Source organism: Hymenobacter lapidiphilus (assembly GCF_013377885.1).
GTDB classification, from domain to species: domain Bacteria; phylum Bacteroidota; class Bacteroidia; order Cytophagales; family Hymenobacteraceae; genus Hymenobacter; species Hymenobacter lapidiphilus.
Map to the genome: position 1 here is coordinate 63,266 of NZ_JABKAU010000005.1, position 13,831 is coordinate 77,096.

11 protein-coding genes and 1 tRNA gene are annotated in these 13,831 nt (G+C 59.1%); all 12 read left to right on the forward strand.

The genetic code is table 11. From position 1 onward, the window contains the following. Positions 1-74 precede the first annotated feature (74 nt). The 12 genes from HW554_RS03875 (at position 75) to HW554_RS03930 (ending at position 13,787) form a co-directional block, all read left to right on the forward strand. Positions 75-150, forward strand: a tRNA-Lys gene (locus HW554_RS03875). 77 nt (positions 151-227) lie between these two features. Then, a complete protein-coding gene (locus HW554_RS03880; protein ID WP_176907036.1) occupies positions 228-905 on the forward strand; it encodes a response regulator transcription factor in 678 nt (225 codons plus the stop codon). 72 nt (positions 906-977) lie between these two features. After that, entirely contained in the window at positions 978-2,390 is a 1,413-nt protein-coding gene (locus tag HW554_RS03885; RefSeq protein WP_176907037.1) for a sensor histidine kinase, read from the forward strand. A gap of 294 nt (positions 2,391-2,684) precedes the next feature. Continuing rightward, positions 2,685-4,292 (forward strand): SulP family inorganic anion transporter, encoded by a 1,608-nt coding sequence (locus HW554_RS03890; RefSeq protein WP_176907038.1) that lies wholly within the window; start codon positions 2,685-2,687, stop codon positions 4,290-4,292. An 88-nt stretch (positions 4,293-4,380) separates the two neighbouring features. Beyond that, positions 4,381-5,058, forward strand: coding sequence for a carbonic anhydrase (locus HW554_RS03895; RefSeq protein WP_176907039.1), 678 nt, complete (start codon positions 4,381-4,383; stop codon positions 5,056-5,058). Between the two features lie 396 nt (positions 5,059-5,454). Further along, a complete protein-coding gene (locus HW554_RS03900) occupies positions 5,455-6,273 on the forward strand; it encodes an SDR family oxidoreductase (protein WP_176907040.1) in 819 nt (272 codons plus the stop codon). 168 nt (positions 6,274-6,441) lie between these two features. Further along, positions 6,442-9,108, forward strand: coding sequence for an MGH1-like glycoside hydrolase domain-containing protein (locus HW554_RS03905; protein ID WP_176907041.1), 2,667 nt, complete (start codon positions 6,442-6,444; stop codon positions 9,106-9,108). 60 nt (positions 9,109-9,168) lie between these two features. Beyond that, positions 9,169-9,783: a cyclase family protein gene (locus HW554_RS03910; RefSeq protein WP_176907042.1), complete on the forward strand. Its 615-nt coding sequence runs from the start codon at positions 9,169-9,171 to the stop codon at positions 9,781-9,783. Positions 9,784-9,830: 47 nt separating this feature from the next. Further along, positions 9,831-10,862: an NADP(+)-dependent, decarboxylating phosphogluconate dehydrogenase gene (locus HW554_RS03915; RefSeq protein ID WP_262889875.1), complete on the forward strand. Its 1,032-nt coding sequence runs from the start codon at positions 9,831-9,833 to the stop codon at positions 10,860-10,862. Between the two features lie 248 nt (positions 10,863-11,110). After that, entirely contained in the window at positions 11,111-11,845 is a 735-nt protein-coding gene (locus tag HW554_RS20925; RefSeq protein WP_176907044.1) for a PD-(D/E)XK nuclease-like domain-containing protein, read from the forward strand. Between the two features lie 403 nt (positions 11,846-12,248). Continuing rightward, positions 12,249-13,271 carry an aspartate--ammonia ligase gene (asnA, locus tag HW554_RS03925; protein WP_176907045.1) on the forward strand — a complete coding sequence of 341 codons (1,023 nt, stop codon included), beginning with the start codon at positions 12,249-12,251 and terminating at the stop codon, positions 13,269-13,271. 165 nt (positions 13,272-13,436) lie between these two features. Further along, a complete protein-coding gene (locus HW554_RS03930; RefSeq protein ID WP_176907046.1) occupies positions 13,437-13,787 on the forward strand; it encodes a DUF3140 domain-containing protein in 351 nt (116 codons plus the stop codon). The last annotated feature ends 44 nt before the right edge of the window (positions 13,788-13,831 follow it).

Here is a 13,831-nt window from a genome sequence, read left to right on the forward strand (position 1 = left end):
GTTTGCACCGTCCGGATAAGGCTGCTACTTTTGCACTCCCTTCTGAAAAGGCTTTGGCCCCAGTGAAGTGGAATGATTCTGTAGCTCAGCTGGTAGAGCAATACACTTTTAATGTATGGGTCCTGGGTTCGAATCCCAGCGGGATCACCAAAACCCCTTGCTACGTTTCGTAGTGAGGGGTTTTTCGTTGATAAGGCTGAAGTCGGCCAGCCATGTATCTTGCAGCTATGAAAATTCTGCTGGTTGAAGATGAGCCCAAGGTGGCCGCGTTTCTGCATCAGGGCCTGAGCGAACAACACCACCAGGTAGACCTGGCTGCCGATGGCCTGCTGGGCCTGCGCCTGGCCAAGCAGGGTGGCTACGACCTGCTCATCCTCGATACGCTGCTACCGGGCCTGAGCGGGCTGGAGGTATGCCGGCAGGTGCGGGCCCAGAACACCGGCGTGCCCATCCTCATGCTCACGGCCCTAGGCGAAACCGACGATAAAATCCGTGGCCTCGATGCCGGGGCCGATGATTACCTGGTAAAGCCTTTCGCGTTTCAGGAACTACTGGCCCGCATCCGGGCCCTTACGCGCCGCCGCCACGATGTAGCCCCGGCCGGCGGTGTGCTCCAGCTGGCCGACCTCACGCTTGATCCGGCCAGCAAATTGGCACATCGGGCCGGCCAACCCATCCAGCTGACGGCCCGCGAGTTTGCCCTGCTCGAATACCTGCTGCGCAACCAGAACCGGGTGGTGTCGCGGGTGGATATTCTGGAGCAGGTCTGGGATACGAGCTTCGACACCGGCTCCAACGTCATCGATGTATACATCAACTTCCTGCGTAAAAAGCTCGATAAAGACTTCACGCCCAAACTCATCCATACGCTTGTGGGCATGGGCTACGTGATGAAGGAGGAGTAATTTTTAGGGCTGAATTACGACCGTCATGCTGAGCATGACGGTCGTAATTTCCATTAACCACTACACTGCCTGATGACGATTCGTACGCGGCTTACGGTGCAGTTTGCGGCCATTCTGGTGGTTACGCTGCTGCTGTTTGCAGCCGTAATCTACTTTTTTACTTATCAGTCGCGGCACGAAGCGTTTACCGAAAGCCTGTTTTCACGGGCCCGGGTGGTTGCGCATGTGTACCTCGATGGTACGCGGCGCGGCGACGAGCGAAGCCGGGCTTCGTACCGGCGCTATCTGCGGCAGTTTTACCGCACGCTGCCGGCCGAGGAGGTATACGTATTTGATGCCAGCAACCGGGTAGTATTTCGTGAGGGCCGCGAAGGCCTCAAGGGTCGGAGTGTGCCGGTTGCACTGTTGCAGCAGGTGCGCCGGAGCGGCCGGGAGGAGCGGTTTGAGGGTCGTTTTCACCAAACGGTGGGCCTGCTTTACAGGGAGCCCGGCCGGGGCAACTTTGTGGTGGTAGCTTCATCAGTTGATGCCGACAGCGAAGAAAAGCTGGGCAACCTGCTGACGGTACTCACCTTCGGATTGCTGGTTTCGCTTGTAGTGGTGGGTATTGGGGGGCTGTTTTTTGCCGGCCAGGCGCTTGCGCCCATGAAGCGCATCATTCGCGAAGTGGATAGTATCACGGCTTCCGACCTGCACCAGCGCCTGAGCCCTGGCCAGGGCCGCGACGAAGTATCGTTGCTTGCCCAGCGCTTCAATAGCCTGCTCGATCGGCTCGAAACAGCTTTTGTGGGCCAGCGAACCTTTGTGCGCGATGCTTCGCACGAGCTGCGTACGCCCCTTGCCGCCATTATCGGGCAGCTCGAAGTAGCCCTGCTCCAGCAGGAGCGCACCCCCGAGGAGTACCAGCGGGTGCTGCGCGCCACGCTCGATGCCGCCCGGCTGCTCAAGGACCTGACCAACGGTCTGCTCCAGATTGCCCGTGCCTCCGACGACCCCAGCCAAGTGCCACGCAGCCGCCTGCGCCTCGATGAGTTGCTGCTGCTGGCCCACGAGGAGCTGCACCGCCGCCACCCCACCCGCCGCATCGACCTCGATTTCCGCGAAACACCCGGCGTAGCAGCGGCCATGCCGTTTGCCGTGCTCGGCAACGAGGCGCTGGTGCTGGTGGCCTTCCTCAACATTCTGGAAAACGCCTGCAAGTTCACGGCTGCTAATCCGGGGGCGCCCATTGTGGCCACGCTCACGGCCACCCGCAGCCATATACAGCTACTCGTCGTCGACCAAGGGCCGGGCATGAGCGAGGCCGACCGGCAGCAGGTATTCGTGCCTTTTTTCCGGGCTGAGACGGTACGGAATGTACCCGGACACGGTATCGGCCTGCCGCTCACGGCCAAAATTATGGAACTGCATGGCGGGCGTGTAGAGGTGGCCAGCACCCTGGGTCAGGGTACCCGTGTACTGCTCGCCTTCCCGGCAGCCGGCTAGCGGGCTACCGGGCCAACGGACGTTCCCGCCTACTTGCTTAGTAGCCCAAGCCCTATGATTGTTTGGCAGATAGCTACTAGAGCCAGAAGAGCAGTAGGGGAAAATAATAGTACTAGTTGCATAATTTAACTGGTTGTCAGTCAAAAGTTTGTGATTTTTTAATCGGGATTTAATCGTGCCTTAATATGGTTTTAATCAGAGGTTAACGAGCTGGCCGTACTGTTGTATCGTCGGGTTGGCTGCGTTCAGCTAAATGGAAGGCCGCCCAGACTTCCTGTACTGCCTCCCCTCGTTATGATGAAAAATGTTCCGGCCTCGAAGACGGTGGCCGCTCCTGTAGCTCCCAGTCGTCTTCCCTCGACGTTCAGTTCTCTGGGTCAGGATTTGCCCGCCGGACTGGTAGTGTTTCTGGTGGCGCTGCCGTTGTGCCTGGGTATTTCCCTGGCCTCGGGCGCGCCGCTGCTGTCGGGCGTTATTGCCGGTATTGTAGGCGGTGTGGTAGTATCCTGGCTCAGTGGCTCGTCCTTGAGCGTGAGCGGGCCGGCCGCTGGCCTTACGGCTATTATAGTGGCGGGTATTGCCACGCTGGGCTCATTCGAGGCTATGCTGACCGCTACGGTAATGGCTGGCTTTCTGCAGATTGGGCTGGGCCTGGCCCGCGCAGGTATCATCGGGCTCTACTTCCCCACCTCTGTTATTCGCGGCATGCTGGCCGCTATTGGCTTGATTCTGATTCTCAAGCAGATTCCTCATTTTTTGGGGGTTGATTCCGACTATTTCGAGGACCTGACATTTACGCAAATCGACGGAAGCAACACGTTCAGCCAAATCAGCAACGCCATTCAGAACATTCAGCCCGGCCCGGCTATGGTAGGGGTGATGGCCCTGAGCCTGTTGCTGTTTTGGGATAAAGTGCTGAGCAAGCGTGTGAAAGCGGCCCAGATGGTGCCCGGCGCGCTGATTGTAGTGGTAGCGGCTATTCTGCTCAATGAAGTCTTTCAGGGCCTAGCCCCGGGCTTGGCAGTTGGGACTACGCATTTGGTGAGTCTGCCGCACATCAACTCGCTGCAGGACGCGGCCAGCCTGATTACTACGCCCGACTGGACGGCTTTCAGCCGCCCTGAAACCTATACAGTGGCCTTCACCATTGCCATTGTTGCCTCGCTCGAAACCCTGCTTAGCGTAGAGGCCGTTGATAAGCTCGACCCGCACAAGCGCAGCACGCCCACCAACCGCGAGATGATGGCCCAGGGCGCGGGCAATATGCTGAGCGGCCTGCTGGGTGGCCTGCCCATGACAGCTGTTATCGTGCGCAGTTCGGCCAATATTAATGCTGGTGGCCAGACGCGGATGTCGGCTTTCTTCCACGGCATACTGCTGCTCGTAAGCCTGCTGTTTCTGGCCCCGCTCCTCAACCGGATTCCGTTGTCGGCGTTGGCGGCCATTCTGCTCGTTATCGGCTACAAACTCACCAACCCCGACCTGTACCGCACCCAATGGAAGCTGGGGTGGCAGCAGTTTCTGCCCTTTATTATCACCATTGTAGCCATTCTGTTCACCGATTTGCTCAGGGGAGTAGTGATGGGCTTGGTAGTGGGAATATTTTACATTCTCAAAGCCAACTACGATTCAGCTTACTTCCGCAGTGACCTGGGCCAGGCATCGGGCGGCCCGATTGTTTTGCGGCTATCCGAACAGGTGTCGTTTCTCAATAAGGCCAGCATCATGCGGGCTTTGGAAGACTTGCCCCATAATACCCATGTGGTCATCGACGGGTCCGACTCGGTGTACATTGACTACGATGTGCTGGAAGCCATCGAAAACTTCCGTCGGGGCGCGCCTGAGCGTGGTATCGAGCTGGAAGTGCGCAACATTCCCCGGGTAGAGGTAATGGGCCATTAGAGGCAGACACCAGCTACCAAACAGTACTATCGTATATGACATCTATGCCTTTCAATTAATAGATAATCCGCTTAATCAACTTCTAACAGTGGATAAAATACTTGCAAACAACCGCCGCTGGGTAGCCGAACGCCGGGCTGCCGACCCCGAGTTTTTCAGCCGGCTAGTTAACGGGCAGAAGCCCAAATACCTCTTTATCGGCTGTTCGGATTCGCGGGTATCAGCTTCCGATATAACCGGGACCGGCCCTGGCGAAATGTTCGTGCATCGGAATATTGCCAACTTGGTAGTACCCACCGATTTCAACCTGCTGTCGGTGTTGCAGTACGCCGTAGAGGTGCTGAAGGTAGAGGTGGTAGTGGTGTGCGGGCATTACGGATGTGGCGGCGTGGCCGCGGCGGCCGGCGACAAGCAATACGGGCTGATTGACGGCTGGCTGACCGGTATCCGCGACGTTGTCCGGCTACACGAAAAGGAGTTTTTGGGCATTCAGGATGAAGAGGCCCGGTTACGGCTACTTGTGGAGCTGAACGTGATTGAACAGGTGCGCAACCTGAACAAAACCAGCATCATCCAGAACGCACTGCGAGGGCCCAACCCGCCCAAGTTGCACGGCCTCGTCTACGACATCAAGGAGGGCTTGCTGAAGGACCTGCAGGTGGAAAACGACAGCCTCCCAAGCCTGGACTCCATATATGGAATTATGTCGGCTGAGCAGAAGTCGGCTGCTCAGGCCTATGCATCTGCTGCCCCTTCAAAAGCATAGGCCAACGCCCCGCAGCGAGCAACGGCCCGAGAATAACTGCATGATTTTGCCACTGCTTTGGTATAGAAGTCGCCTGTATGTACTCTGGGCGGCCAAACATCCGGGCGCATTCTGAGGGGAGTGCGCCTTGATGGCTGAAACCGCCGCATCCATTGGATGCGGCGGTTTTTTGCGTCCGCACGCTTTGGCCGGGCCGCTACCCCCTCATTTGCCGGTCTGTCATTTTTATCTGGGAGGAAAGGTAGCCGGTTAAAAAGGAGGAAAAGGAGAATTATTTTATAGTAAATAAATGATGGTCAATTTGTTGCAGTGTTTGTATGTAACCAAAGTCGCCTAATAACAGTCTACCCCATACCTATAGTTTGCTGATTTCTGCTGCTTTTCAACCCCTTCGCTATGCCTGCAACCCCATTTCCTAACCGACTCAAAAACCAGATTGCCCTGATTACGGGCGGCAGCTCCGGCATTGGGGCGGGAGTAGCCAGGGCCATGGCTGCCGAGGGCGCAACAGTCGTTGTGAACTTCGCCCACAGCACCGATGAGGCAGCGGCGGTGGTAAAGGAAATTACCGATGCCGGGGGCAAGGCAGTATCGTTTCAGGCGGATGTAAGCAAGGAGGACGACGTGCTGCGCATGTTCGATTTCGTGCGCGAGAAGTTCGGGACGCTGCACATTCTGGTCAACAATTCGGGCATTCAGATGGATGCCAAGTTCGTGGACATGACCTTGGACCAATGGCAAAAGGTGATTGATGTGAACCTGACGGGCCAGTTTCTGTGTGCCCGCGAGGCGGCCCGCGAGTTTTTGCGCCGCGGCCCGCAGGAAGAAATTTCGAGTGCGCTGGGCAAAATCATCTGCATGAGCTCAGTGCACGAGGTAATTCCGTGGGCCGGCCATGTAAACTATGCCACCAGCAAGGGCGGAATTATGCTGCTGATGAAAAGCATGGCTCAGGAGTTGGCCCCCGACAAAATCCGCATCAACAGCATTGCGCCGGGCGCTATTGCTACGCCTATCAACCTCACGGCCCGCGACACGCCCGAGGAAGAAAAGTCGCTGCTCACGCTCATCCCCTACGGCCGCATCGGCCAGCCGCGCGATATTGGCAAGGTGGCAGTCTGGCTGGCTTCCGATGAGTCGGACTATGTAACCGGCACCAGCATTTTCGCCGATGGCGGCATGGCTCTGTACCCGGGCTTCGCCGATAATGGCTGAGTCGAAGAAGGAACAAGGAACGACGTAGGGGCGGGGCTTGTCCCCGCCCGCCGCTGAACGACACGCGCCCCATCGGTTGCCACGATTCCGTCCTGTCAGCACCGTTCAGGCGGCGGGCGGGGGCAAGCCCCGCCCCTACGTCGTTTAAAACACTAAAACCTCCAACGCATGAACCAGGAGCAGCAACGGCAGCAGGAACTGCGCGATGGGAAAGCTAAGTGGCACCGCTTCGGCCCCTACGTGTCGGATAGGCAATGGGGTACCGTGCGCGAAGACTACTCGGCCGATGGCCAGCCCTGGACTTATACCACCCACGATATGGCCCGCTCGTATGCCTACCGCTGGGGCGAGGAGGGCATTGGTGGCGTCAGCGACGACCAGCAGCTGCTGTGTCTGGCGCCGGCTTTCTGGAACGGGCAGGACGCTATTCTGAAGGAGCGGCTGTTTGGGTTGGCCGGCCCCGAAGGCAACCACGGGGAGGATGTGAAGGAACTGTATTACTACCTCGACAACACGCCCACCCATTCCTACATGCGGATGCTCTACAAGTATCCGCAGCACGCTTTTCCGTACGACTGGCTAGTAACCGAAAATGCCCGGCGCGGCCGCGACAAGCCTGAGTTCGACCTGATTGATACGCTGGTTTTCAAGGAGAATCGCTACTTCGATATTGTTATTGAATATGCCAAGGCCGGCCCCGACGACCTGTTGCTGCAGATTACGGTGCATAACCGCGGCGACCAGCCCGCCCCGCTGCATGTGCTGGCCCAGCTGTGGTTGCGCAACACCTGGGCCTGGGGCTACAGCCAGTACAAGCCCGAGCTGCGGGCATCCGAATCGGACGGCTCCATAACCGTTGACCATACCAGCCTGCCCGGCTTGGAGCTGTATTGCGAGCCGGCGGATGAGCAGCCGCCCGAGCTGTTGTTCTGCGAAAACGAAACCAATGCCGGGCGCCTCTTTAACTCGAAAAATCCTTCCGTTTATTGCAAAGACGGCATCAACGACTACCTGCTGCATGGCCGGAAGCGGGCCGTAAATCCGGCCCTCCGGGGTACTAAGGCGGCCGTGCATTACCTGCTGGAGGTGCCGGCCGGCGAAAGCCGCACCGTGCGGCTGCGGCTGGCGACCCCTGGCCTCGCGCAGCCCTTCGCCGATTTCGCCCCCCTGCTAGAGCAGCGCCAACAGGAGGCCGACGCCTATTACCACGAGCTGCAGAAGGGGGTGGAGAGTGCCGACGCCCGCAATGTGCAGCGCCAGGCGCTGGCCGGCATGCTCTGGAGCAAGCAGTACTACTACTACGATGTGGCCCAGTGGCTGCGCGGCGACCCGGCCATGCCCGAGCCGCCCGCCAGCCGCCTGCACGGGCGCAACCACAGCTGGAAACAGCTCAACAACGCCGACATCATTTCGATGCCCGACAAGTGGGAGTATCCGTGGTATGCGGCCTGGGACCTGGCTTTCCATTGCCTGCCGCTGGCCATGGTCGATGCCGACTTCGCCAAAAACCAGCTCCGGCTGCTGTGCCGCGACTGGTACATGGCCCCCAACGGCCAGCTGCCGGCCTACGAGTGGAAGTTTGGTGATGTGAACCCGCCGGTACACGCCTACGCCACCTGGCGGGTGTATAAAATCGATCAGAAACAGCGCGGTGGCACCGGCGACACGGCGTTTCTGGAAAGCGTATTCCATCGGCTGCTGCTTAACTTTACGTGGTGGGTGAACCGCAAAGACCGCGACAACCGCAACGTATTCGAGGGCGGCTTTCTGGGCCTCGACAACATTGGCGTATTCGACCGTAGCGCCCCACTGCCTACCGGCGGCTACATCGAGCAGGCCGATGGCACGGCCTGGATGGCCATGTTCGCGCTCAACATGATGCGCATTGCCCTGGAACTGTCGCGCGCTAACCCGGTATACCAGGACCTGGCCAGCAAGTTTTTCGAGCACTTCCTGTACATCGCCCAGGCCATGACCTGCGTGTCGGATGAAAGCATCGACATGTGGGACGAAGAGGATGGATTCTACTACGACGTGCTGAACACGCCCGACAGCGGCCGTTTTCCGCTGCGGGTGCGGTCCATGGTGGGCCTCATTCCGTTGTTTGCCGTGGAGGTGCTCGACACGGCTACCCTGCAGGATGTGCCCTGGTTTGTAAGCCGACTGAACTGGTTTCTGGATAACCGCCCCGAACTGGCCGCCCTGGTAAGCCGCTGGCAGGAGCCGGGCAAGGGCCAGCGCCACCTGCTGAGTTTGCTGCGCGGCCACCGCATGAAGCTGCTGCTGCGCCGCATGCTCGATGAGGCCGAGTTCCTCTCCGGGCACGGCGTGCGTAGCCTCTCGCGCCACCACCTGCAGCACCCGTATGTGTTCGAGCACGAAAGCGACATAAACGCGAAGGTCAGCTATGAGCCGGCCGAGTCTACCACGTCGTTGTTCGGGGGCAATAGCAACTGGCGCGGCCCTGTCTGGCTGCCCACCAACTTCATGATTGTGGAGTCGTTGCAGCGGTTTTACCACTATTACGGGCCCGAGTTCAAGGTGGAATACCCCACGGGCTCGGGCACGTACTGCACGATTCTCGAAATCTCGCAGGCCCTGTCCGACCGGCTAATCAGTCTGTTTCTGCGCGATGAGAATGGCGAGCGGGCCTGCTTCGGGACCAACCAGCAGATGCAGACCGACCCCCATTTCCGCGACCACTTGCTCTTTCACGAGTACTTCAACGGCGACACCGGCGAGGGCCTCGGCGCTACCCACCAAACCGGCTGGACCGGCCTCGTGGCCAAGCTCATTCAGCCCCACACCGATGAGATGCCGGGGATGCCTAAGTGAAACGGGTCGTCTGCGCGGCGCCTTCAACCCGGTCTATCCCCGATTTTAACCCCCTGAACTATGGAATGGCTCGACTTTACGACCCCCATCACCGACGGTATGGCCTACTGGCCCGACAACGCGCCGGTGCGCATCCGGCGCACCTTGAGCATGGCTGATGGCGCGGCGGCCAACGTGTCGGAAATCAGTATGAGTGTGCATACGGGCACGCACGTCGATGCGCCTCTGCACTTTCTGGCCGACGGCTCCGACGCGGCCAGCCTCGATTTAAGCCACCTGATGGGGCCGGCGCTGCTGGTGGCCGTAGATTCGGAAAAGGTTATTGCACTGGCCGACGTAGAGCACCTGAGGCTGGAAAAGGGTAGCCGGGTGCTGTTTAAAACCCGCAACTCCGCCCGCAACTGGTCAACAGAGCCTTTCAACCCCGACTTTGTGCGCCTTGGGGCCGAAGCCGCCGCCTGGCTGCGCGATAAAGGCGTGGTGTGCGTGGGCGTCGATTACCTCTCGGTCGGCAACGCCGACACCCATCATATCCTGCTTGGCTCGGGCATCAGCGTAATCGAGGGCCTGGCCCTGCAGCACGCGCAGCCCGGCGAGTACGAGCTGTTGTGCCTGCCGCTGAAAATAAAAGGCACCGATGGGGCCCCCGCCCGCGTACTGGCCCGTAAGCTGTAGAAACAGAAAGCTAGGAGCGGCCTTCCGAAACGAGCATATCGCTCAGCTTGCTGGGCCTGTTACGTATCGGTTCTGTTCGCTCATTCAGTCAATCTCACCGCATGAAAAAGACGCAAATAGGAATTATTGGCTTGGGTAAGATGGGGGCGGGCCTGGCCCAGCAGGCCGTTGAGAGGGGATACCCCGTAGTGGGCATGGACATCCGGCCCCGGCCCGACCTTGAGAACGATAGCCTGCGCGTGGTAACTACCGTGGCCGAGCTGGCGCAGCAATTGGAGCGCCCGCGCAAGGTATTCCTTTACATTCCGGCCGGTGCGGCCGTCGATGGCCTGATTGACCAGCTGGAGCCGTATTTTGAGGAAGGCGACATCATCGTGGACGGCGGCAACTCGTACTGGGGCGACTCCATTCGCCGCGCCGACCGGCTGCAGCGCAAGGGTATTTACTTTATCGACTGCGGCACCAGCGGCGGCCCCACCGGTGCCCGCAACGGCGCCTGCTACATGGTGGGCGGCGAGGCGGCAGCCGTAAGTCAGCTGAAAGACTTTTTCGTGGATACCGCTGTGCCCGAGGGCTTCCTGCACACCGGCCCGGCCGGCACGGGCCACTACGTGAAGCTGGTGCACAACGGCATCGAATTCGGCATGCTGCAGGCTATTGGCGAGGGCATGGGCATGCTCACGCACTTTCGCGAAGAACTCGACATCAGCGCCATTCTGGGCCTGTGGAACAACGGCTCGGTGGTGCGCTCGTGGCTGGTGCAACTCATGAAACAGATGTACGATCAGAAAGGCGGTAGCTTCGATGTGCCCAGCTACATTGAAGACACAGGCGAAGTGAACTGGCTGGTGGCCGATGCCCTGCGTATGGAAGTGCCCATTCCGGTCATTTCGCAGTCAATCATGCAGCTCTTCACTTCCCGCGACCAAAACCCTACCTGGGCCAAGGCTATTGCCATGATGCGCCATGGCTTTGGCGGCCACCCCTACGGCGAAGATGAAGGACTGAAGCACGAACGACGCTTTGGCCGCGTGGGCGAGTACGAAATGCCGAAATTTGCCAAAGGCGAGGAGGGGTGAGGTAACTGAACGGTCATTCTGAGCATGTGGCGCATAGAGCCAGTGTCGGAGTGCAGTCGAAGAATCTCTACTGCTTCGTTGATTCATTATCCTCAAGGAAACGGGGCGGGCAAGCAGCGAAGCGGTAGAGATTCTTCGACTGCGCTCCGACACTGGCTCTATGCGCCACATGCTCAGAATGACCGTACTCACCACCCTTCACCCCAATCCAAAGCCAACTATCCTTTCTGTTCTGCTGTTCTCCTTCTGTGACTGACCCAACTGCTACTCCTCTGCCTGCCCGCCCCGATCTGCTGCGCATCCCCTACGATGACTACCGCGCCCTGCCGGCCATTGCCAACTCCGACCTCTCGCGCCTGCGTGACGCCCTCAATGGCCGTCCGCCGCGGCCCCATAGCAGCGTAGGCGGGGCGCTGGGCCTGGGCACGGCCTTTCACACGGCCCTGCTCGAGCCCGACCTCTACGAATCGGGCCAGCCCGGCATCAACGACACGCTCATCTGGTGGATGGTGGAGGGCGTGCAGCTCGACCCCGAGGTAAAGGTGCTGCTTGAGGTGGGCACGCCCGAGCCCAGCTGCATCTTCACCGAGCCCGTTACGGGCACGCTCTGCAAGCTGCGCGCCGATCTGGTCATCGACCACCCCGGCCACCCCTACACCGTCGTTGATTTCAAAACCACGATGGCCCGCGACTACAACCACTTCGTGGAGCAGTGTACCTACTACGATTACGACCGGCAGGCTGCCTTTTATGCCGATGCGCTGCAGGCCGAACGGTTTTTGCTGATTGGCGTTCAGAAAACGGAGCCATTTAAAGTGTTCGTGTATGCTGTGCCTCCGCTAATGCGTTCGGAAGGCCGGGCCAAGTACTTGCGCCTGCTGCACCTGCTACACCCCGAGGCGCCCGTGCCGCTGTCGGTGCTGCCGGCCGTGCGCAATGTGCGCCATGCGTTAAGCGGCGAGCCGGATGATGAACCCGCGTAGGAGCCGATAGAGCAGGTTAAATAAAAATATGCGCATAAAAACTTGCAAATATTATAGCAACTTGTTATACTTGTGAACTCCTGAATAAACGGAGTATTCCAATGCGCCACTTCCGCAATATCCGCCAGAATAATAATTCGAATAATAATATTATTCGGGACTGGAAGGCTATTGCTCCCTGGGAAAAATAAAAATCAATAAGTGATTTTTTCTCAAGCCTTCCTCCCCGGAAGGCTTTTTTTGTGCTTTTGAAGCAGAAATAACCCTATAAGGGGTCGTTGCTGAGTCGGAACTGAAAGTTATTTAACGGAATAAAAAATCGAAAAAATGCTCCGGCAGGAGTAGGGAAACCTGTGTGCCTTTTTGAAAAAAAAATCTCTCAAACCTTTTAAAAAACAGCCCCATGATTACCGCCGAAATGACCACCACCGACCTGCTTGAAACCGAAGAGGCAATTAGCCTGGTGAAAAGCGTATTTGCCCGCGAACTGGCCCGCCGCCTGCGCCTGAGCTGTGTTTCGGCCCCCATTGCCGTGCTCGATGGCACCGGCATCAACGACGACCTGAACGGGGTAGAGCGGCCGGTAGTTTTCCTGGTAAAGGCCCTGGCCGAGCGCCGGGCAGTAGTAGTGCATTCGCTGGCCAAGTGGAAACGGTTGCGGCTGCACGAGCTGGGCATAGCGGCCGGCCGTGGCCTACTCACCGATATGCGCGCCCTGCGCCCCGACGAAGACTACTCGCCCATCCACTCCATCTACGTTGATCAGTGGGATTGGGAGCAGTGCATAACCGCCGAGCAGCGCACGCCGGAGTTCCTGCGCGCCACCGTCGAGCAGATTTATGAGGCCCTGCGGGCTACTGAGGCCGAAGTGGCTGCCCGATACCCTGATATTCTGCCGGTGTTACCCGGCCGCATCACGTTCCTGCACGCCGAGGACCTGCTGCGCCAGTATCCCGAGCTCACGCCTAAAGAGCGCGAGCACGAGGCCGCCCGGCAGTACGGTGCCGTATTTCTGATGGGCATTGGGGGCGCACTCGGCAACGGGGAGGCCCACGACGGCCGCGCCCCCGATTACGACGACTGGAGCACCGAAACGGCCCCCGGCTACCGGGGCCTCAACGGCGACCTGCTGGTGTGGCACCCCGTGCTACAAACGGCCCTCGAACTCTCGTCGATGGGTATTCGGGTGGATAGCCTGGCGCTGATGCGGCAACTGAAAGTGCGCGGCTGCGAGCAGCGCCAGGAGCTGGATTTCCATGGGCGGCTACTGCGGGGCGAACTGCCTGAGAGCATTGGGGGCGGTATTGGCCAGAGCCGGGTGTGCATGTTTATGCTCCGCAAAGGCCACATTGGCGAGGTGCAGGTGAGCATCTGGCCCGAGGAAGTGCGCCGCGAACTGGCCGACGCAGGGGTTACGTTGCTGTAAGCTGCCGCGCAAAAGCTGGATAAGCAGAGAGGTGGAGAAGCAGGGCCAGTGGCCGGTGCTTCTCCACCTTTCTGCGTGGGGCCGGGCGTAACCGGTACCACAAGCAGTACGTTGAATAAACGGGCCGACTGCGGCCTGTATTCCTTCATCTGAACCTATCTGCTCATGGCTGCCAACGACCACGATTCCGACACTATTTACACCGAATTCAAAAGCGACGTGAACATGACGGCGACGGAGCTGGAGAAGTGGCTGAAAACCGACGAGTCGAAGTCGGTGGGCCAGGACAGCGGCGACGGCAGCAGCATCGGCCACCATTCGGGCGAGAAAATCGTGCAGATTCTGCAGAAGAAAAAGGCCGACCTTACCACCGCCGACTACGACCATATGCACAAGGTGCATAGCTACATCAGCCGCCACCTAGCCCAGGGCGGCCCCGACGACAAGAGCAAAACCAGCACCTCGCCCTGGCGCTACTCCCTGATGAACTGGGGCCACGATCCACTGAAAAAGTAGCAAGCCCAAGCGACGGTATACGTCTATCAGCACGTTGTAGGGGC

What these genes read in the sequence shown, in the direction of transcription:
- HW554_RS03930 (WP_176907046.1), top strand. Translation starts at nt 13,437, where the DNA reads ATGGCTGCCAACGACCACGATTCCGACACTATTTACACCGAATTCAAA.
- HW554_RS03905 (WP_176907041.1), top strand. Translation starts at nt 6,442, where the DNA reads ATGAACCAGGAGCAGCAACGGCAGCAGGAACTGCGCGATGGGAAAGCT.
- HW554_RS03885 (WP_176907037.1), top strand. Translation starts at nt 978, where the DNA reads ATGACGATTCGTACGCGGCTTACGGTGCAGTTTGCGGCCATTCTGGTG.
- HW554_RS03900 (WP_176907040.1), top strand. Translation starts at nt 5,455, where the DNA reads ATGCCTGCAACCCCATTTCCTAACCGACTCAAAAACCAGATTGCCCTG.
- asnA (WP_176907045.1), top strand. Translation starts at nt 12,249, where the DNA reads ATGATTACCGCCGAAATGACCACCACCGACCTGCTTGAAACCGAAGAG.
- HW554_RS03890 (WP_176907038.1), top strand. Translation starts at nt 2,685, where the DNA reads ATGATGAAAAATGTTCCGGCCTCGAAGACGGTGGCCGCTCCTGTAGCT.
- HW554_RS03880 (WP_176907036.1), top strand. Translation starts at nt 228, where the DNA reads ATGAAAATTCTGCTGGTTGAAGATGAGCCCAAGGTGGCCGCGTTTCTG.
- HW554_RS03910 (WP_176907042.1), top strand. Translation starts at nt 9,169, where the DNA reads ATGGAATGGCTCGACTTTACGACCCCCATCACCGACGGTATGGCCTAC.